Origin of the sequence: Treponema saccharophilum DSM 2985 (assembly GCF_000255555.1) — a bacterium.
Lineage (GTDB): Bacteria > Spirochaetota > Spirochaetia > Treponematales > Treponemataceae > Treponema_D > Treponema_D saccharophilum.
In genome coordinates this window covers 1-17,545 of record NZ_AGRW01000043.1, presented here as the reverse complement: position 1 = coordinate 17,545, position 17,545 = coordinate 1, and the positions used below count along the sequence as shown (strand labels likewise).

The following is a 17,545-nucleotide window of genomic DNA, read 5'->3' as shown; positions in this document are numbered from 1 at the left end:
TCATCACTTCGCCTATGGAAAATGGTGCAATGCGGTTTCCCCCGGATGCGTGGACGAATCACTATCAATTCACTAGGAAATGTTGTAGAATCCACACGGGATTCGGGCACGTTTCGGGGAATTCGTTTCTCCGTGCTCTGATGCGCCTGCCCGCCTTTTTTGTTTTTCGGGAGGATTTTTTGATGGAATATGTTGATTTGGATATGCCGCGCGAGGGCGACACCGTTGTCGTCGGCCTTTCAGGCGGCGTCGACTCGACGCTGACGGCAGCGCTTTTGAAGGAGAAGGGATGCCGCGTCATTGGGGTCACGATGTCTCTTTGGAAGGGCGACCTTCCCGAGCTTCCCGACGGAAAAACCTTGAGAAGCTCCTGCTACGGGCCCGATGAGCTTGAGGACATCGAGCAGTGCCGCGCGTTCTGCGAGAAGTCCGGAATCGAGTACCATGTGATAGACGTCAAGGAGGCGTACCAGAAGCGCGTAATCGATTATTTCAAGGCGGAATACAGGGCGGGACGCACCCCGAACCCGTGCATACGGTGCAATTCTGTTATAAAATTCGGTGCCCTGCTTGAGGGGGTCGCCGGCCTTGGAATCGACTTCGATTATTTCTGCACGGGCCATTACGCGAAAATCGTCCGCCCGTCGTCCGGTTTGTGGGGAACGGATGCCCGTCCCGCGATGATATCGTGCGCGCGCGACGTGTCGAAGGACCAGGCGTATTTCCTCTATAGGATTCCGTCTCCCGTCCTCGAGAAAGTGCGCTTCCCCCTCGGCTTCACTGAGAAGCGCGACGTGTTCGAGATGGCGCGCGCGCGCGGGCTTGCTGCGGCCGAGCGCGCGGAGAGCCAGGATTTCATCCCGCCGGAATATTTCGAGCATCTTTTCAAGGACAAGCCGAGCGTTCCCGGCGACATAATCGACCTCGACGGGCATGTTCTCGGACGACACCGCGGAATCGAGCATTACACGGTCGGGCAGAGGAAGGGGCTCGGGGTCAGCTCGACGCGCCCGCTCTACGTCCATTCGATTGACGCGAAGCGGAACGTCGTCGTTCTTGCCGACAATGACGACCTCCTGTGCCCGTCCCTCATCGCCGACGATTTTGTCTGGGCGGGGGGAGCCGAGCCTTCGGGGCCGTTCGACGCGATGGTGAAAATACGCCTCGCGAGCCGTCCGGTGAAATGCCGCGTGTCGGAATTCCGCGGCGATGACGGTAATTTTTCGGGCAAGGCGTGGCGCGTAGAATTCTCCGAGCCGCAGCGTGCGGTCGCTCCCGGTCAGTCTGCCGTCCTCTACATCGACGGCGCGATTGTCGGCGGCGGAATCATCTCGCGCCCCGAGTGAGCCTCCGCCGGCATGGAAAAAGTGCCGCCCGTTGTTTTTCCAAAAAAATAACACGAATTTATCTACGCTTTTTGAAAAAAACGGCCTCCCGCGAAGAACTTCTGTGCAGAAGAACTAAGGAGGTTCATATGAAAAAAGGTTTTGTCAACGGCGGCATCCGCGCCGCCATCAGGTTCGTCGCGAGCGTCGCGCTTTTTTCCGGGGCGGCGCTTATGCCCGTGCTGCCTGTTTCCTGCAAGTCGTCCGATGACGATGAGCTGAAAATAGAGGGCGAGACGACCGGAAGCGCGAGCGAGGACGGGAGAATAACGTCGCCGAAAGTCGTCGCGTGCTCTGCCGTCTCCGCATCCGCCGTGCAGGTTTCTTTTTCGAGGAAAGTTTCCGTCGAGGGGATAACCTTCACGGATGCTGACGGGAGCGTTTTTTCCATAGCTGGCGACAGCGTGTCGTTCGACGATTCCGGGCTTTGCGCGCGGATTGCGCTTCCCGTCTCCACGGATGTCGGCTCTAGCTACAAGCTGAGCATGACCGTGTTCGATGCCGACGGGAACTCGCAGTCATACGAGCAGGAGTTCTACGGCTACAACGCCATGCCCGCGCGCCTTATCCTGAGCGAGGTTCGTACGGAATATTCAAAGGATAAATATTGCGAATTCGTCGAGCTTTTTGCTTTGCGTGGCGGAAATATATGCGGGCTTACGCTCGACACTGCGACGATAGACGGCAAAGACTCATTGTTCCCGTTTGTCTTTCCGAGCGTGAATGTGTCCGCGGGTGATTACATAACCGTACATATGCGGAATTCTGGAAATGTCGCGGGCGCTGTTTCTGAAATTTCGGATAAGACTGCGGCGAAAGCAAAAGACAGTTCCCCGACTGCATGGGATTTATGGGTTTCAACTGATGACAAGCTTGTCGGCAAAAATGATATTGTCCTGCTGGAGGATGGCGATTCCAATATATTGGATGGGATAATAATGTCGCAGTCCTCTAAAAAAGAATGGTCGCAAAAGCAGAGGAAAATATGCGAGGAGCTTTTTTCAATCGGAATTTGGAAATCGGGCATCGAGATTTCAGATGTCATCCATACGGACAATACGGCGCAGAACAGCACCGTTTCCCGCCAGAATATCGCGGAGCTGAGCGGGCTGTATCTTGGAAAAGACGATATTCCGGATTTTATTCCGACAAGAACGGAGGATTGGATTGTTACAAAAAGTGCGGACAAAAAAAATCCGGGCGCAACACCAGGGCTTCCGAACAGCAGTGTCAAAGCCGGAAATTAGGATAGGCAATTGCTTGCGCTGCATGTCTGAACACGTATGAAGTTTTGACCTGCTCGGAAAAGAATTTTCAGGCAGGTCGATTTTGAACGCGTGAATGTCCTCAAAAAGCGACGCCGTCCGGGCATCTTTCCCGGGCGGCGTCGCTGTCGTTTTTCTGCGCGTGCGTGTGCGGAATGGCGTCTCGGAAAATGGCAATTTATCGCCAAATCTGATAGATTCTTTTTGAGACAAAAAGATAAGAAAAGAGTTTGAATATCATTTTAGAGAGGTGAAATCATGTCGGAATTATTGGCGCCTGCGGGCAACATAGAGGCATTGGATGCCGCGATTGGCGAGGGCGCCGATGCGGTATATCTCGGTTTGAAGAGCTTCAACGCGCGGCTCCGCTCGTCGAACTTTGCGTGGAACCAGTTCGAGGCGGCCGTTTCGTCGCTTCACAGGCAGAACAAGAAGATTTACGTTACCGTCAACACCGTGAGCGAGGAGCGCGACCTTGAGCGGCTCTACCGTTTTCTCGGGTATCTCAACCGCATCGGGCCGGACGGGCTTATCGTGCAGGATTTCGGCGTCGTGAGGATGTGCCAGGAATTCTTCCCGAACCTTGAGCTGCACGGCTCCACGCAGATGAATGTCGAGAGCGCTGCGGGCGTGAACCTACTCAGCAAGGAAGGCCTGAAGCGCGTCGTCGTCGCGCGCGAGCTCGGGCTTGAGGAAATCAGGAAGATAAAGGAGAACACGAGCGCGGAGATTGAGATGTTCATCCACGGCGCGCTCTGCGTCAGCGAGTCCGGACTGTGCCTTTTCTCAAGCTATCTCGGAGGGAAGAGCGCAAACCGCGGTATGTGCACCCAGGCATGCCGCCGTTTCTACACTGCGGACACGAGCGAGGGCGAGCGGCAGGGATTCTACTTCTCCCCGTGCGACATGCAGCTCATCGAGAAGATTCCCGATTTGATGGAAATCGGCGTGGAGTCGTTCAAGATTGAGGGTAGGATGAAGAGCGCGGAGTACGTCGGCTCCGTCGTCGCGGCCTACAGGTATCTCATGGACCATTACAAGGAGGACAGGAAGGGCGCGCTCGCGACGGCAAAGCGCCTCCTGTCAACGGATTTCGCGCGCTCGAAGACCTCCTACTGGTACAATTTCAAGACGAACGAGGAGGGCGTCGAAAAAGCCGGCTCCCTCATACTCAACCCGAATCAGGCGGGCGGAACGGGAATTTACCTCGGGAAGATAGACCGCTTCGAGCAGGCTACAGATGAGGCGAAGCAGCGCGCGGCGGAGGCGGCCGGTCCAGATGCGGCCCCCGAGGATTACCGGATTGCGTTCGCGCACCTTTCCGGCGGAAACTACGACCCCGATCCGGGTGACTCGATACGCCTCCATCGCGCGGACGATACCGGCCGCGTTAGCCATAAGGTCAGGACTGTCTGGTTCGACGAGGACGGCACGCGCTTTATCGACGTTCCTGTCGGGTTCCGCCGCGGCGACGAGGTCTATCTGCTCCAGACGAAATCCATGTCGAAACGATACCCGCGCGTCCTTCCCAACGACATCGGGAAATTCCGCCAGCAGCCGGGCGCGGAGGTCCTTCCCGTGCTCGACCTGACGCCCGTCCAGAAAAACGAGCTTTCTTATTTTCCGGCGGGGCTGTACATCCAGGTTTCGACCGTCTCCGATGTTTTCGTCGCCCAGTCGAAGAATCCCGTGCGCGTGATACTTGAATTGAATTCCGGCACGGTTCGCGACCTTGTCGAGAAAAAGACCGCGCTTCCCCTCTCGAAAAAGCAGGTGATAATCTCGCTCGACCCGTATTGCCCGGCATCGAAGGAGGATGACGTCGCGGAGAACATAAGGAAGCTTGTCGAGGATGGGTTCAGGACGTTCGTCGCGAACAATGTCGCGCATATCGGTATGCTCAGAAAATACCGCGCCGATGGCGTGAACGTGATTGCGGGGCCGTATCTCTATACGTTCAACCGATGGGCGGTGTCATGGCTTGAGAACCAGAATATCGGCGCGTTCATAACGCCGCTGGAGAATTCGTGGGACAACATAAAGTCGACGTTCGAGCCGTCCGTGCGCGAGCGCGTGATGATTACGGTCTACGCGTATCCGGCGCTTTTCCGCATGAGGTTCAGGCTTCCGGCTGATTACGACTTCACGTATTTCCGGGACAAGGAGGGAATGGAATTCAAGGTGCTTTCCAATTCCGACGGCTCGCTCGTGATGCCCGAGGCGCCGTTCTCTGTCGCGGACAAGGTTGAGACGATAAACCGCGGCGGCTTCTCGAGGATTCTCCTCGACTTCTCGCACACGACGCTCTCGAAGCAGGAGCTCAAGCTCGTCTCGTCGTCGATGGCGAAGCAGCAGCCCATACAGGACGCGTCGCGCTTCAACTGGAAGGACGGCTTTTACAATCCGGAGAAGATTGAGGAGTACAAGGCGATGAACGAGCGCCAGAACGAGCTGAAGGCGATGACGAAGTTCGACAAGAATTTTTCCGGGAAGGGAAGGGGCCGGAACGGTCCCGCTCCCCGCGGAAATGCTCGCGGCGGAAGGCGCGGAAGAAAAAGCTGATTTCTGTATAACCGGCGGTTCTGCCTGCCGGAGCTTTTGAATGCGCCTATGCCATGCGGCGGAAGCCCGCGCTGCCGGAAAAGACAGCGCGGGCTTGTTTTTTGTGGGATGTTAGAATGCCGCATCCGCCTCATCGACCGTCAGCGAGTCCGTGGTGTCGTTCATCCGGCGGGTCATGTCGAAAATCTCGTTTTTCGTCGCCTCCTCCTTGCTCTTCGCCTCCTCGGCATTGTCCTGCGTTTTTGTCTGCCGCTTGAGATAGTCGACGTGCGCCGCGACGATGAAATTCCGGGAGGCCTGCTTGCCGTCGCTGTTCTTCCATCTTTCCTGCTTCAGCCTTCCGATTACGCGGAGCGGCACGCCTTTTTTTCCGTTCTTCACCAGATTCTGCGCGTTCGCCTCCCCGAACACGTGCACGTCGTAGAATCCGACCTCCTCCGCGAAATTGCCCTGCCTGTCCTTGTAGTAGTGGTTCACTGCCAACGACACGACGCAGAATTTCGTACCCCACGGCTTCTCCCGTATGGAGACGTCCCTGACTACGTTTCCCTCGATGATTACCTGGTTAAGTGCACCCATAAAAATGCCTCCTTGTTTTTTTTCGCGGCGTTTTTGCGCCTCGCATATAAGTTCTTCACGGCTCGCGCTTTTTTTCAAAAAAATCAGGATTTTCCCGATTTTTTTCCGTTTTTTCTCCGGGCAAAAAAAACGCCGTCTTGAGGCGCGCTTTTGCTTCAAGACGGCGGGTTCCGAATCCCCTTCGGCGCTATTTCAGCGACTCGAGCTGGGAATACGTCGGAAGATTCTTCACGAGCTTTATTATGTAGAGCTGGATGTACCGTTCGAGCGCGTCAAGTTCCCCGATTTTCATGAGGGCGGGCGTTTTCGTGAGCGTCGAGGCGAGGCTCCTGATTCTTTCGATGGTGAATCCCGACGGGGACATCGTCCTGAGCACGGTCCTCATGTAGTCGCGGATAAGGACGTTCACGTCCTCCGTGAGGTTCGTGCGGCTTTCCCCGAGCTTTTTGTTCCAGATGTGCTCGTATGACTCGAGCTCCCTGTCGAGGGTGGATTTCTCCGAGACGAGGTTCTTCTCAGCGGAGCGCGCCGCTTCCTTGAGCTGGATTTTCCGCGAGATGTTCGAATTCTTCGATATCATCGCGTTCGTCTCCATGTTCTCGAGGCTTTCCTTCGACTCCTTCTCGTGGTACTGCTGCGCCGATGTCTTCGGCTTTATGTTCCGCCTGCGCTTCGGCTGCTTGAGCATCATCTTCGCTATCCACGAGATGACCGGGAGCGTGTACCAGAACGGGAGCTTTATTTTCGAGTCGGTGAGGATTTCGTGCCTGTTCATGAGGAGAAGCTCGCTGTAGGGGATGAGCTCGCCGTTTGCGAAGAGCGTCACCTTGTCGGCATCCTCGTCGCCGAATTTCTCATACGTGAGGAGCGGGAGGAACGATGCCGTGAGGAGCGAGTAGAGGACGGGCGACTGCTCGCGGACTTCCTGCTGGAGCCTCGCCTCGAACGCCTGCTGGTCGTGCATCTCCGGGAGCGAGCCGAAATTCTTGAGGACGATGTACCAGTGGTCCGTAATCGTCCGCCTGACGACCTCGCGAGCCTCCGTGCAGAGCCTGATGACGAGCTGGAGAATCTTCGACTTGAAGATGAAGTATTTCTTTTCGTCCTCCATCTTGAATATGAGCAGGTCGGGAAGTGAATGCGCGTCCCCGCCCGTCGATTTCTCGTGGAGCCAGTCCTTCAAATCCTGCTCCGAGTATTGGCTGAGGAGCGGCTGCCCCTTCGAGTCGACGAACGTCGTGATGTCGTCGTAGGTGAAGTAGTACGGCGGCTTGTTCAGCAGCTGGTCGAGCGTCTTGAGCGCGGTGTCCCTCTTCGACTTGTCCATCGCGCGGCTCTTGAAGTAGTTCGCGGCAATCTCCGTAATCATTATCGCCTGAATCGTGGAGATGTCCTCCTGCGTGTAGTCCTTCACCTTCTTGTAGTCCTGCTTTATGAAGTAGCAGAGCTGGTGCCAGAGGTAGAAGTCCTCGCTCGACTGGCTGAGAATCTCTATCGCGTGGTCGGGCCTGTCCACGAACCTGTTGAAGAAATTCTTCGCGGTCAGCTCCTTGCCGGGGTTCGTTCCCGTGAGCTTCTTGAGGAAATAGTCGTGGTATCCTTCCTTCTTGAGCATGTACTGGACTTTCGCGAGGCTGTTCTCCACGAGCCCCTTCACCTCCACGTTCGACGGAAGGATGATTATCGGCTCGTCGTTCGGGAGAATCAGCCCGTAAAGCGTCCTGTCGTTCAGCTCCTGGTTGTCGAGGAATTTGTAGAGGATTGAGTCCGCGCTGTCCGTCGTGACGATTGTCTTCGGCGTTATCTTCGGAAGGTCGGCAATCGTGGGGAACGGGAGGTTCGGCGTCGCCTCGATGTCCTTGTACCGCTCGGCGAATTTGTCGACGAAGTACGGGACGACGTTTATCATCTTCTTCTCGTTCGCAAGCTCCGTTATCGCGACCTGCCTCGCCGAGATGAGTTTCTCAAGCTCGGGAAGAAGAGATTTCACCGTGTCCTCGATGTAGCAGGAGAGCGACGGAAGCTCCTCGAGGTGGTGCTCGGAATATTTTTTCAGATATGCGCAGAATTCACCAAAATCGACGACCCCGCTTTTCTGTTTGGAGGCGAAGAATTTGAGAATCGAAAGAATGTTTGTAGTTGCCATGGAACGCATTTTACCAAAGGCTTATGAAAATTGATAGTTCTCCGCCGCCAGTCTTGCCCGACTTTGCTTCTTTCTCAAAACGTCCGCAATTGGTATAACTTGTGTCATGTCTTTTGAAAAATCTTTGATTACGGGCTTCTTGAGGAAGCGCGCTGTTTTCTGCGCCTCTTTCGCCGCCGCCGTCGCGTCTTCGTTCATCGTGCCGCCGTCGTCCGCGTATCTGTCATATATCGATTGGGATACGCTTTTCATTCTTTTCGCGCTCATGGCCGCGGTGTCCGGGCTTGAGTCCTGCGGCATCTTCGGGAAGCTTGCCCGCGCCATATGCTCCCGCGCGAAGTCGGCCCGCTCGCTGTCGCTCGTCCTCGTCCTCATGACATTCTTCTTCAGCATGCTCGTCACGAACGACGTCGCCCTGCTTGCGTTCGTCCCGTTCTCAATCACGCTTCTCTCTGGGCGGATTTCCGCGCCGCGCCTCGCGTTCGTCGTCGTCCTTCAGACCGTCGCGGCGAACACGGGAAGCATGCTCACACCCGTCGGGAACCCGCAGAACCTCTTCATATTCAACAAGACGGGAATGTCCGCGCTCTCCTTCTCGGCGCTGCTCCTTCCGTACTCGGCGCTCTCTCTCGCGCTTCTTGTGTCTCTCGTCATCGCCGCAATTCCCCGCGACAAGGATTCCCGCAGAATCTGCTCCGACGCGTGCCTTTCCGACGTCGCCCCGTTCGAGCGACTCGCTGAATTCGGCGGCACGTTCAGGGTGAGGCGCCGCCTTTCCCTGATGTACGCGCTCCTTTTCGCGCTGTGCATCCTTTCCGTCGGGCGGCTTGTCCCGAAATGGGCGTCGGCGCTTTCCGTCCTCGCGTTGTGCGCCGCGTTCGACAGGGCCGCTTTCAGGAGGGTGGACTGGTTCCTGCTCCTCACGTTCGCGTCGTTCTTCGTGTTCTCGGGGAACATCGCCTCGATACCTTCGCTGCGCGCGTTCCTCGGGGAGTCGATGCGCGGGAACGAGCTTCTTGTGTCGCTTGCCGTCAGCCAGGTCGTCAGCAACGTCCCCGCGACGCTGATGCTCTACAATTTCGCGGCCGATGTCGAGGGGCTCCTGCTCGGCGTCGATTTCGGCGGGCTGGGGACGCTCGTCGCCTCGCTCGCTAGCCTGATTTCGTTCAACATCTTCACGGCGAGGAACGGGCGCGCGCTTCTTTTCATCTCGATGTTCACGGCCGTCAACGTGCTGTTCCTTGCCGCGCTCCTTTCCGCGAGGTTCGTCGCATGAAGGGCCGGATGGATATGGTCAGCGGGCCGCTTCTGGGGAAAATCCTCGCGGTCGCGCTTCCGCTCGCGGCGACGAGCATCCTGCAGCAGCTGTTCAACTCCGCGGATTTTGCCGTCGTCGGGCGGTATGTCGGAAGCGAGGCGCTCGCTGCCGTCGGCTCGAACGGGCCTATCATAAACATCATCATAAACCTCTTCGTCGGCATGAGCGTGGGCGGAAACGTCGTCGTGGCGACGCTGATAGGGCAGGGGAAGGAGGACGAGCTTTCCGATGCCGTGCACACGATAATGGCGGTTGCCGTCGCGGGTGGCGTCGCGCTCATCTTCGCCGGGATTTTCCTGTCGCGCCTGATACTCTCGTGGATTTCGACGCCAGACGACGTCATGCCGCTTGCGACCGAGTACCTGCGCATTTTTTTCTGCGGGATGCCGTTCAGCACGTTCTACAACTTCGGCTCGGCGATTCTCAGAAGCAAGGGCGACACGAAACGGCCGCTCGCCGCCCTCATCGTCTCGGGGATAGTGAACGTCGCGCTCAATATGCTTCTCGTCGTCGTTTTCAAGATGGGCGTCGCCGGGGTCGCGCTTGCGACTGTCGCGGCTCAGGCGGTCAGCGCGACGATGGTCTGCTTCTTCATGATGGGGGAGAAGGGCGCGATGAAGTTCAGCTTCCGGCGGCTTTCGTTCAGGAAAAAGCATCTTTTGTGGATGATGCGCGTCGGGCTTCCCTCCGGCGTGCAGGGGATGGTCTTCTCGTTCTCGAACATCTGCATACAGTCGGCGATAAACACGTTCGGCTCGCAGGCTATGGCAGGCTCGGCTGCGGCGCTCAACTACGAGTACTACACGTTCTTCGTGACGTCGGCATTCTCGCAGACGGCCGTCACGTTCACCAGCCAGAATTACGGCGCGCGCGAATTCGGGCGGTGCAGGCGCGTCGCGTTCCTCTGCCTCGTCTGCGGGACGTTCCTGACGGCTGTTGAGGCGGTGGCGTTCTCTGTCTTCCGCGAATTCTTCATGGGCGTCTACACGGACGATCCCGTCGCGCTCGACTATGCGGTCAGGAGGACGATGTGCGTCGAATTTTTCGAGTACATGCCGGGAATTTACGAGATACCCGCCGGATGCATGAGGGCGCTCGGCGTGTCGATGCTTCCGTCCGTCATAGTCCTCATCGGCTCGTGCTTTCTGCGCCTCCTTTGGATACGGTTCGTCTTCCCGTCGAACCGCTCGTGGGAGCTCCTCCTTTCGATTTATCCGCTCACGTGGGTCATCACGATTGCCGCGATGGGAATCGCGTTCTTCGTGGTTATGAGGCGCCGCCTCCGCTAGTGATGGATGCAGGGCTCATGTTCATGGAGTTTGCCCTGGCTTGGGATGGCTGAGGGGTGGCAAGCACATCCGCAAAAAAGTAGAATAGACGCGCCCGCAACAGGATTTCCCAGGCGAATCCTGTTCGCGCAATCGTCTTTTGAGGCAAAGCCCGGCTGAATGGAATCCGGACGGGCGAAAACAAAAAATCGGAGAGTGTGAGAAATGGTATCGAACAGAATGGAGAACCTTCACCCGTATGTCCCGGGCGAGCAGCCGAAGGACAGGCAGTACATCAAGCTGAACGCGAACGAGAATCCGTATCCGCCGTCCCCGCGCGTAATCGATGCGGTCTGCGGCGCCGTGCGCGCCCATCCCGAAAAGCTCGGCCTCTACCCGGACCCCGACTCGTCCTCGCTCAAGGCTGCAATCGCGGGGATGCTCAACAGGACGGGAGGCGTTCTCTGCAGGGCTGACGTCGACGAAAAAGGCAACGTCTCCCCCGCAGCACAGGACAGGATTCCGTTCGAGGTGACGCCCGACATGATTTACTGCGGGAACGGCTCGGACGAGGTGCTCAGCTTCGTGTTCTACGCGTTCTTCGGCTCCGACCGCGAGCTTGTCGTTCCCGAGCACACGTACAGCTTCTATCCCGTCTATGCCGGATTCTACCAGATTCCGCTCGACCGCGTGCCGCTCAAATCGGACTGGACGCTTGACGTCGAGCGGATGATAGGCGACGCGACCGCGCGCGATTCCGGGACGATTTTCGCGAACCCCAACGCGCCGACGGGAATCGCGCTTTCCCGTGCCGAGATTCGCGATATGATACGGCGCGCGCCGAAGGACAGGGTTTTCGTCGTCGATGAGGCGTACGTCGATTTCGGCGGAGAAAGCTCCATCCCGCTCCTTGCCGAATTCGACAACCTAGTGATTGTGCGGACGTTCTCGAAGTCGCTCTGCGGTGCGGGGCAGCGGCTCGGGTTCATCGTCTCTAGCCCGAAACTCGTGAATTACGTCACGACGGTGAAGAATTCCCTCAACCACTTCCCGATAGATTTCGTCGCGCAGACAGCGGGAATCGCGGCATGCGAGGACGCGGCGTATTACGTCGGCTGCGCGAAGAAGGTTGTCTCCGTCCGCGAGTCGTTCTCCGCATTCCTTCGCGAGCGCGGTTGGGAGGTAATCGGGAGCCGCACGAATTTCGTTTTCGTCAGAAAGAACGGCGTCCGGGGCGAGGAGACATACCGCGCGATAAAGGAGCGTGGAATCCTCGTCCGCCACTTCTCGACGCCGGGAATCGAGGATTTCCTCCGCATAACGATAGGGACTGCCGCGCAGATGGAGGAGCTCAAGTCCGCGATGGAGAACATCTGAGCCGCGGAAACTGTTTTTGCGCAGTCCAAAAATCGCGCTGATACGAAAAAGTGTCGTGCCGGACCGCTTTTGCGGAATCCGCCCGGCACGGCAAAGCCTGAATCGGCTGTTTTTACGGGCAATAGCCTATAAAATATATGGAGGTTTTTGATGAAATTTCTTGTTTTGTCCGACATACACGGCAACGTCGCGAACATCGACGCCCTTGACGGCGAATTCTCGTCCTGCGATGCCGTGATTTTCGGCGGCGACTTTGCCGCGTTCGGGAAAAGCGAGACGGGAAAGCCCGTCCTCGAAAAACTGCTTGAGAAGCACGGGACGATTTTTTCCGTAATCGGGAACTGCGACGAGCCGTCGTTCCTCGACGAAATCGAGTCCGCGGACATTTCCGTGGAGCGGACGCTTGCGTTCCACGAGGGGCTTGCGTTCGCGGGTGCGGGCGGCGGCACGCGTTTTTCCGGCGACACCCCGAACGAGCGCGACGAGGAGGACATCCTTTCCGACTTCTCCCTTGTCGATTCGTCTGCGGAAAGCTGCGCCGATGAGAACGGCAAGTGGAATTCGCTCGTCCTCGTGATGCACAACCCGCCGAAGGACACCGACTGCGACATGATTCCCGGCGGAATCCACGTCGGAAGCGCGCTCCTCCGCTCGTTCATCGAAAAATACGAGCCGGTCCTCGTCGTCACCGGCCACATCCATGAGTCCGCAGGAATCTCCCGCGTCGGCTCGTCCACCGTCGTCAACCCCGGAAGCCTCGCCGAAGGAAAATACGCCGTCGTCGAGCTTGACAACGCCGGCGGCACGTGGAGCGTCAAAAGCGCCGAGCTCAAGTCGCTCTGATTTTCCGTGGCAGGGGAATAAGAAGAATCCGTGCGCGGCTGTTGCCGGTGCGGGTCCTTCTTTTTTTACTCGCAACTGAACGTATGCCCGCGTACCTTGTTCACAAACTCGTAGTCAATAGTCTGCTTTAGCCCCTGCTCCAGAGCAACAGGCGGCACGAAATCAGTTTTCTTGATATTTGAACCAACAAAGTATGTGTTTTGTGTGAACTTCTTTACTCGGATTGCACTAATCGGGAACTTGCGACGAGTTATAAATGCAAGCAAATCAAAGCACATTCCGCCAAAGTATGCCAACCAGTATGGAAAGTGGAACAACTTTGTCTTATTCTTTCCAAGACATTTATACACATCAAGAACAAGATGGTTCATGTCGTAAGCAGGTTCATCGCAGTAGTTGTAGAGATGTTCACCAGCTTCTGTATCGTGAGAAAGTTCGTATTCAATAAATGCTGCCACATTCTCTACATAGTTCATGCTCTTTTTGTTTGTGCCTTTGCCAACCATAGGAAAATGACCACTTGCAATCTGGCGAAGAAGATTATAGACATTACCGCGGTTCTGCTCGCCAAAAATAACAGTTGGGCGAATGATGACTGCATTGTTTGAAGGATTTTCTTTGAGCCAATCACGGTATTTACCCTCAGCAAGATATTTTGTGCGACCGTAATCGTTGAAATAATTGATTTCTCCTGTTTCATCAGTTCCAATTGGAGCAAATCCATAGACAGCTACAGAACTTGTAAAAATGATTTTCTTAATTCCAAGCTCCGAACAAGCCTTGCAGATATTTTCACTTCCCTGCACATTTACTTCGTCATACAAAGATTTTGGTGTAACATCATCGCGGTGTTCCGCTGCAAGATTTATTACAACATCACTACCCTTCAAAACATCAAGAAGTGAGTGCATCGGCATTGCTTTTACAGCTTCGTCATGTTTTCCTGGAGCAGAAGCTGCATCTGTTAGACTTTCTGGATAATCAGCAGTTTCATTCGGTGCATTTCTTATATCACATCTTACCCATAAATCAGAATATGTGACAGATTTTCTTTTATCTGCAATTTTTACTGTATGTCCGCTTGCAAGCAAACGCTTAACAAGTCTTGTTCCAACAAAACCACTTCCACCAATTACTGTGATTGTCATTTTAACCTCGCAACAATTTATATACTAATTTTAGTAAGCCTTTCGGTAATAAACGCACAGGAACACGTAACAAGATAAGTTTCCTATATTCACTTTTAGAAATAAAACCTGTTTTAAACTGTCGTTTTAAGAAGAATATCTCGTGCTTAGAATAAGCAAGTCCATGTCTTCGTCCAATCATATCATTACCAATTCTTGCCTTTACAAGTTTTTCTGGAATATTCTTAGATAAGAAACCTTTTTGAATTACTCTGATCCATAAATCATAATCTTCAAAATATGGAACTTTTTTATAATTTCCGCTTTCAATAACAGCAGATTTCTTAAACATAACAGCCATATGATTGAAAGCATTCCTTTTTTTTAAATATTCCTTTATTTCTGAATGTTCCAAAGGTACAATTCTAGTACTTACAATCGTGTCAGGATTATCGTTAAATTCATCAATATATCCACTGAGAAGAGCAAGTTCAGGTTGTGCTTTAAACTCATTTAATTGTTTTTCAAATCTGTCTGTATAGCAAATGTCATCGCTGTCCATTCGGGCAACGAGTTCTGTTTCCACAAACTGCAAACCGTAATTGAGTGCGTGAGCAAGTCCTTGATTCTGCTCATAGCCGACTACTTTAAGCGGTAGTTTTGACTGCCACTCTGAAATTACAGTTTCGAGTGCTGATGTAAGAGTGCCGTCTTTGACCAAAACAATTTGAACTGGCTGCAAAGTGTTATCTGCAATGGACTGCAAAGATTGCGAGAGAAAAACGGGATTATCACGACGGTAGACGGATTGAAGAACAGAGAAAGTCATTTATTGCACTCCTTATTCGTATTAGAAATATTATGCATTAGGAAGACAGCTAAGCGATATATAAAGAAGCAAAAACAAAATATGACTGTAAAAGATTCTATTTCTCGTAATTGATATAAGAATACAGCTAAAAAACTACAAATCAACGAGGTAAAAAATTGTATGAAATCCAAGAACTTATCATATTTCTTAACTGCATGTTTTATAAAAAAGCACAAAAAACGGGGTAATGGGAACATACAAAATAAAAGTATGTATGCAAATTGATTATTCCAAAGTGCAAATGGCAAAACTGGAATAACATATTTTGAAAGATTTAAAAGCAAGTTTGCAATAAAACGAAAGCCATTTCTATAATGATTATTCACGCAATAAGCAAAAAGCAATAATAAGCAGCCCAAAATCATTGTTTCAACGGAAATTGAAAATAGAAATCGCAAAGCAAAAGAAAATATAATCAAGAAAAAGCATCTTACGCCTGCTATTAAGATTCCATCTTTATAAAAAAACTCTCTTTCACTTTCAGTTAGACGAATTGTAGGTTTTATCTCATGCAAAATTGTGATAGCGTCATTTATCATATATCCGAATTCGTAGCAATTGAACATTGCAAGATAAGCAATTGCATAGGTAATAAAGAATTCTGCTGACAATGAAATACCATCACTAACTAAAAATGCTAAAGGAGGTAAAAAATCTGTAAGCAAGAATGGTATAACAGTGAATCGACCTGATTTTCTTGTATGAAATCGATACAAAAGAGGCAGAAAGAAAAATGAATTACTCAACATGAAAACCTCTTTCTATAAAAAAAAATTTATTTCGCTTATTGGCGACGATATAATAGTCATCTGCATCAGAAAGCAAATCACAATCTGTCTTATTGTCAGTGCAAACAAAAAGAGATTTATAATCATAAGTTTTTCTTACCGTTTCGAGTTTTTTGTTTTCTTGTGCACAAAGATATTCACAATTTAATCGTTCTGCAGCTTTTTCTACAATTATTTCACGAGGAGCGTTAGATACAATAAGGACGAAAAATCCATTTTTGCGTTTTTCTTCTAACAAACGCACAAACTGTTCATCAAAAGGAAATGTCACTGTAGAAATATACTCATCAGTTACTGCTGAAAAATAACGATTTCGTAACCATATAGCAAAAAAAGGGACTATTTTTGCTATGAATTTATACGAAAACGATGTCCAAAACTTAGTTTTGTAATACAAATTCAGTAGTTCATAATGAGAATTTACAGACCATAAAGTTCCGTCAAGGTCGAAAACCGCAAGTTTTTGTATATTAATTAAATCATTCATCTTTTTTCTCGTTCCTATAAAAAGAAATTGAACCTTTTTTGTTTCTAAAATAATCTGCAAATGCTTTTTTTACATAGGTAATTCTTTCTGCCTTATTATTAAAAAGAATAAAATGTATAAAAGGTCGAACTGTAATCAATAATAGAAGGTTAATGCGAAATTTAAATGGGACATATCTTTTTTTTAGCAAATACAAGCTATCCCGAGTTTGATAATAACTTCTTGTGGCATGCCATTCATATATTCTTAAAAATCCTATTTTCTTTTCGCCATTTCCGAGCGTATGATGCAAAGTAACAGCATCTGTCATACAACATAACTTTTTATGTGCAATGAATCGCCAACATAAATCCCAGTCTGCCATATCAAGAAAGATATCTTCGTTCCAAAAGCCAATTGCTTTTAATTCTCCGTAACAAACAAGCATAGAAGATGTGATAATGCTTGTTACCTTGTAAGAATGTTCTGACAATTTTGTTTTCTGATGAGGTATCTCAACTTTTCCACTGCTTGTATTAAAATACACTGGTCCAAGACAGCCTACTGCAAAACCTCTATCTTCAATTTTTTTGTATTCGTCACAAAGAATACTTATATGACCATCCGAAATATGAGAATCTTGGTCAAAAAAGATTATAAAATCATCATCATTAAACAACTTTTCTTTGAGTACACGATTAAATGCAGCCGATAAACCAAGATTTTCCCCAAGAAAGATATATTCAGCATTTTTTACAGGAGAGAATTGGGCAGAATTATCAGTATTGCTATTGTCAAGAAGATAAACCTTATCAACTTGAGCAGAAAGAGCAAGCATATTATCTGTAACAGATTTGTCTGGATTATAAATCGTAACCAAAGCGTATATCATATTGACATTCCTTTATTTTCTAAGGTATAGCCCCACATATCGCAAAAACTTAGTTCTGCATTTTTTATGTATAACAACTCTATTACTAGGTAAATTCAGCAATGCAATTATTGCCATCATCTCTGTCGTATCAAAGCAATAAAGTATTTTGCATACAGATATTACACGAACGCGGGCTTTAGGAAAATCGCCTGCGATTCATTTTCCCGTTCTGAGTTGGCGCTTGCAGATTTTTTCGCGTTCTGAGTTCGGCTTGGTTGGAGCAAGCGTTCGCCGGCACGCGCGGGTGCGCGTACCTACCGTGGCGGAAATTCGCGCTTGCGGTTCATTTTCGCGTTCTGAGTTGGCGCTTGCAGATTTTTTCGCGTTCTAAGTTCGGCTTGGTTGGAGCAAGCGTTCGCCGGCACGCGCGGGTGCGCGTACCTACCGTGGCGGAAATTCGCGCCTGCAGATTTTTTCGCGTTCTGAGTTGGCGCTTGCAGACCTTTTTCGCGTTCTAAGTCACGCCGCCGCCGATTCCTGTTCCGAAACGTCGGCGGGGAAGATGAAATGCTTGAGCATCATCGAATTCGCGTCGAACACATATTCGAGCCGCTCCAGGTTCGATGGGCTTGCCGGGTCGCACGGTTCCCTGCCGCTGAAGTCGACAATCGAATCC

Annotated in this window: 14 protein-coding genes; 7 read left to right on the top strand and 7 right to left on the bottom strand. The window is 51.7% G+C overall.

From position 1 onward, the window contains the following. The first annotated feature begins 182 nt into the window (after positions 1-182). The 3 genes from mnmA (at position 183) to TRESADRAFT_RS05620 (ending at position 5,212) form a co-directional block, all read left to right on the top strand. On the top strand, positions 183-1,346 hold the full coding sequence (gene mnmA / locus TRESADRAFT_RS05630; RefSeq protein ID WP_002703682.1) for a tRNA 2-thiouridine(34) synthase MnmA: 1,164 nt from the start codon (positions 183-185) through the stop codon (positions 1,344-1,346). A gap of 128 nt (positions 1,347-1,474) precedes the next feature. Beyond that, entirely contained in the window at positions 1,475-2,632 is a 1,158-nt protein-coding gene (locus TRESADRAFT_RS05625) for a lipoprotein TP_1001-related protein (RefSeq protein ID WP_002703681.1), read from the top strand. 276 nt (positions 2,633-2,908) lie between these two features. Next, positions 2,909-5,212, top strand: a complete 2,304-nt coding sequence (locus tag TRESADRAFT_RS05620; protein ID WP_002703680.1) for a peptidase U32 family protein — start codon at positions 2,909-2,911, stop codon at positions 5,210-5,212. 111 nt (positions 5,213-5,323) lie between these two features. Here TRESADRAFT_RS05620 and TRESADRAFT_RS15000 read toward each other — a convergent pair whose 3' ends face one another. After that, positions 5,324-5,791: a single-stranded DNA-binding protein gene (locus tag TRESADRAFT_RS15000; protein ID WP_002703679.1), complete on the bottom strand. Its 468-nt coding sequence runs from the start codon at positions 5,789-5,791 to the stop codon at positions 5,324-5,326. Between the two features lie 187 nt (positions 5,792-5,978). Further along, positions 5,979-7,937, bottom strand: a complete 1,959-nt coding sequence (locus TRESADRAFT_RS05610; RefSeq protein ID WP_040842358.1) for a hypothetical protein — start codon at positions 7,935-7,937, stop codon at positions 5,979-5,981. Between the two features lie 106 nt (positions 7,938-8,043). On the opposite strand from TRESADRAFT_RS05610, the gene TRESADRAFT_RS05605 reads away from it, so the two are divergent. The 4 genes from TRESADRAFT_RS05605 (at position 8,044) to TRESADRAFT_RS05590 (ending at position 12,743) form a co-directional block, all read left to right on the top strand. Beyond that, complete coding sequence (locus TRESADRAFT_RS05605; protein WP_002703676.1) at positions 8,044-9,213, top strand: SLC13 family permease; 1,170 nt, start codon at positions 8,044-8,046, stop codon at positions 9,211-9,213. Beyond that, on the top strand, positions 9,210-10,544 hold the full coding sequence (locus TRESADRAFT_RS05600) for an MATE family efflux transporter (protein WP_002703675.1): 1,335 nt from the start codon (positions 9,210-9,212) through the stop codon (positions 10,542-10,544). Before TRESADRAFT_RS05605 ends, TRESADRAFT_RS05600 begins: the two co-directional genes overlap by 4 nt. Positions 10,545-10,748: 204 nt before the next feature. Continuing rightward, positions 10,749-11,900 carry a pyridoxal phosphate-dependent aminotransferase gene (locus TRESADRAFT_RS05595; RefSeq protein WP_002703674.1) on the top strand — a complete coding sequence of 384 codons (1,152 nt, stop codon included), beginning with the start codon at positions 10,749-10,751 and terminating at the stop codon, positions 11,898-11,900. A gap of 150 nt (positions 11,901-12,050) precedes the next feature. Beyond that, entirely contained in the window at positions 12,051-12,743 is a 693-nt protein-coding gene (locus TRESADRAFT_RS05590; protein ID WP_002703673.1) for a metallophosphoesterase family protein, read from the top strand. A gap of 65 nt (positions 12,744-12,808) precedes the next feature. Here the strand turns inward: TRESADRAFT_RS05590 and TRESADRAFT_RS05585 are convergent, their stop codons facing one another. From TRESADRAFT_RS05585 to TRESADRAFT_RS05565, 5 genes are read right to left on the bottom strand one after another with little or no spacing between them, the layout of a single operon-like run. Continuing rightward, positions 12,809-13,891: an NAD-dependent epimerase/dehydratase family protein gene (locus TRESADRAFT_RS05585; protein ID WP_002703671.1), complete on the bottom strand. Its 1,083-nt coding sequence runs from the start codon at positions 13,889-13,891 to the stop codon at positions 12,809-12,811. Between the two features lies 1 nt (position 13,892). After that, the gene (locus TRESADRAFT_RS05580; protein ID WP_002703670.1) at positions 13,893-14,699 is read right to left on the bottom strand and encodes a glycosyltransferase; all 807 of its coding nucleotides are present in this window, start codon (positions 14,697-14,699) and stop codon (positions 13,893-13,895) included. Then, the gene (locus tag TRESADRAFT_RS05575) at positions 14,696-15,490 is read right to left on the bottom strand and encodes a hypothetical protein (protein WP_002703669.1); all 795 of its coding nucleotides are present in this window, start codon (positions 15,488-15,490) and stop codon (positions 14,696-14,698) included. The genes TRESADRAFT_RS05580 and TRESADRAFT_RS05575 overlap by 4 nt, the downstream gene beginning before the upstream one ends. Next, positions 15,480-16,016 (bottom strand): haloacid dehalogenase-like hydrolase, encoded by a 537-nt coding sequence (locus TRESADRAFT_RS05570; RefSeq protein ID WP_002703668.1) that lies wholly within the window; start codon positions 16,014-16,016, stop codon positions 15,480-15,482. Before TRESADRAFT_RS05570 ends, TRESADRAFT_RS05575 begins: the two co-directional genes overlap by 11 nt. Then, positions 16,009-16,887, bottom strand: a complete 879-nt coding sequence (locus TRESADRAFT_RS05565; RefSeq protein WP_002703667.1) for a glycosyltransferase — start codon at positions 16,885-16,887, stop codon at positions 16,009-16,011. The genes TRESADRAFT_RS05570 and TRESADRAFT_RS05565 overlap by 8 nt, the downstream gene beginning before the upstream one ends. Positions 16,888-17,545: the final 658 nt, after the last annotated feature.

What these genes read in the sequence shown, in the direction of transcription:
- TRESADRAFT_RS05585 (WP_002703671.1), bottom strand. Translation starts at nt 13,891, where the DNA reads ATGACAATCACAGTAATTGGTGGAAGTGGTTTTGTTGGAACAAGACTT.
- TRESADRAFT_RS05625 (WP_002703681.1), top strand. Translation starts at nt 1,475, where the DNA reads ATGAAAAAAGGTTTTGTCAACGGCGGCATCCGCGCCGCCATCAGGTTC.
- TRESADRAFT_RS05590 (WP_002703673.1), top strand. Translation starts at nt 12,051, where the DNA reads ATGAAATTTCTTGTTTTGTCCGACATACACGGCAACGTCGCGAACATC.
- TRESADRAFT_RS05605 (WP_002703676.1), top strand. Translation starts at nt 8,044, where the DNA reads ATGTCTTTTGAAAAATCTTTGATTACGGGCTTCTTGAGGAAGCGCGCT.
- TRESADRAFT_RS05600 (WP_002703675.1), top strand. Translation starts at nt 9,210, where the DNA reads ATGAAGGGCCGGATGGATATGGTCAGCGGGCCGCTTCTGGGGAAAATC.
- TRESADRAFT_RS05580 (WP_002703670.1), bottom strand. Translation starts at nt 14,699, where the DNA reads ATGACTTTCTCTGTTCTTCAATCCGTCTACCGTCGTGATAATCCCGTT.
- mnmA (WP_002703682.1), top strand. Translation starts at nt 183, where the DNA reads ATGGAATATGTTGATTTGGATATGCCGCGCGAGGGCGACACCGTTGTC.
- TRESADRAFT_RS05570 (WP_002703668.1), bottom strand. Translation starts at nt 16,016, where the DNA reads ATGAATGATTTAATTAATATACAAAAACTTGCGGTTTTCGACCTTGAC.
- TRESADRAFT_RS05610 (WP_040842358.1), bottom strand. Translation starts at nt 7,937, where the DNA reads ATGGCAACTACAAACATTCTTTCGATTCTCAAATTCTTCGCCTCCAAA.
- TRESADRAFT_RS05620 (WP_002703680.1), top strand. Translation starts at nt 2,909, where the DNA reads ATGTCGGAATTATTGGCGCCTGCGGGCAACATAGAGGCATTGGATGCC.
- TRESADRAFT_RS05575 (WP_002703669.1), bottom strand. Translation starts at nt 15,490, where the DNA reads ATGTTGAGTAATTCATTTTTCTTTCTGCCTCTTTTGTATCGATTTCAT.
- TRESADRAFT_RS05595 (WP_002703674.1), top strand. Translation starts at nt 10,749, where the DNA reads ATGGTATCGAACAGAATGGAGAACCTTCACCCGTATGTCCCGGGCGAG.
- TRESADRAFT_RS05565 (WP_002703667.1), bottom strand. Translation starts at nt 16,887, where the DNA reads ATGATATACGCTTTGGTTACGATTTATAATCCAGACAAATCTGTTACA.
- TRESADRAFT_RS15000 (WP_002703679.1), bottom strand. Translation starts at nt 5,791, where the DNA reads ATGGGTGCACTTAACCAGGTAATCATCGAGGGAAACGTAGTCAGGGAC.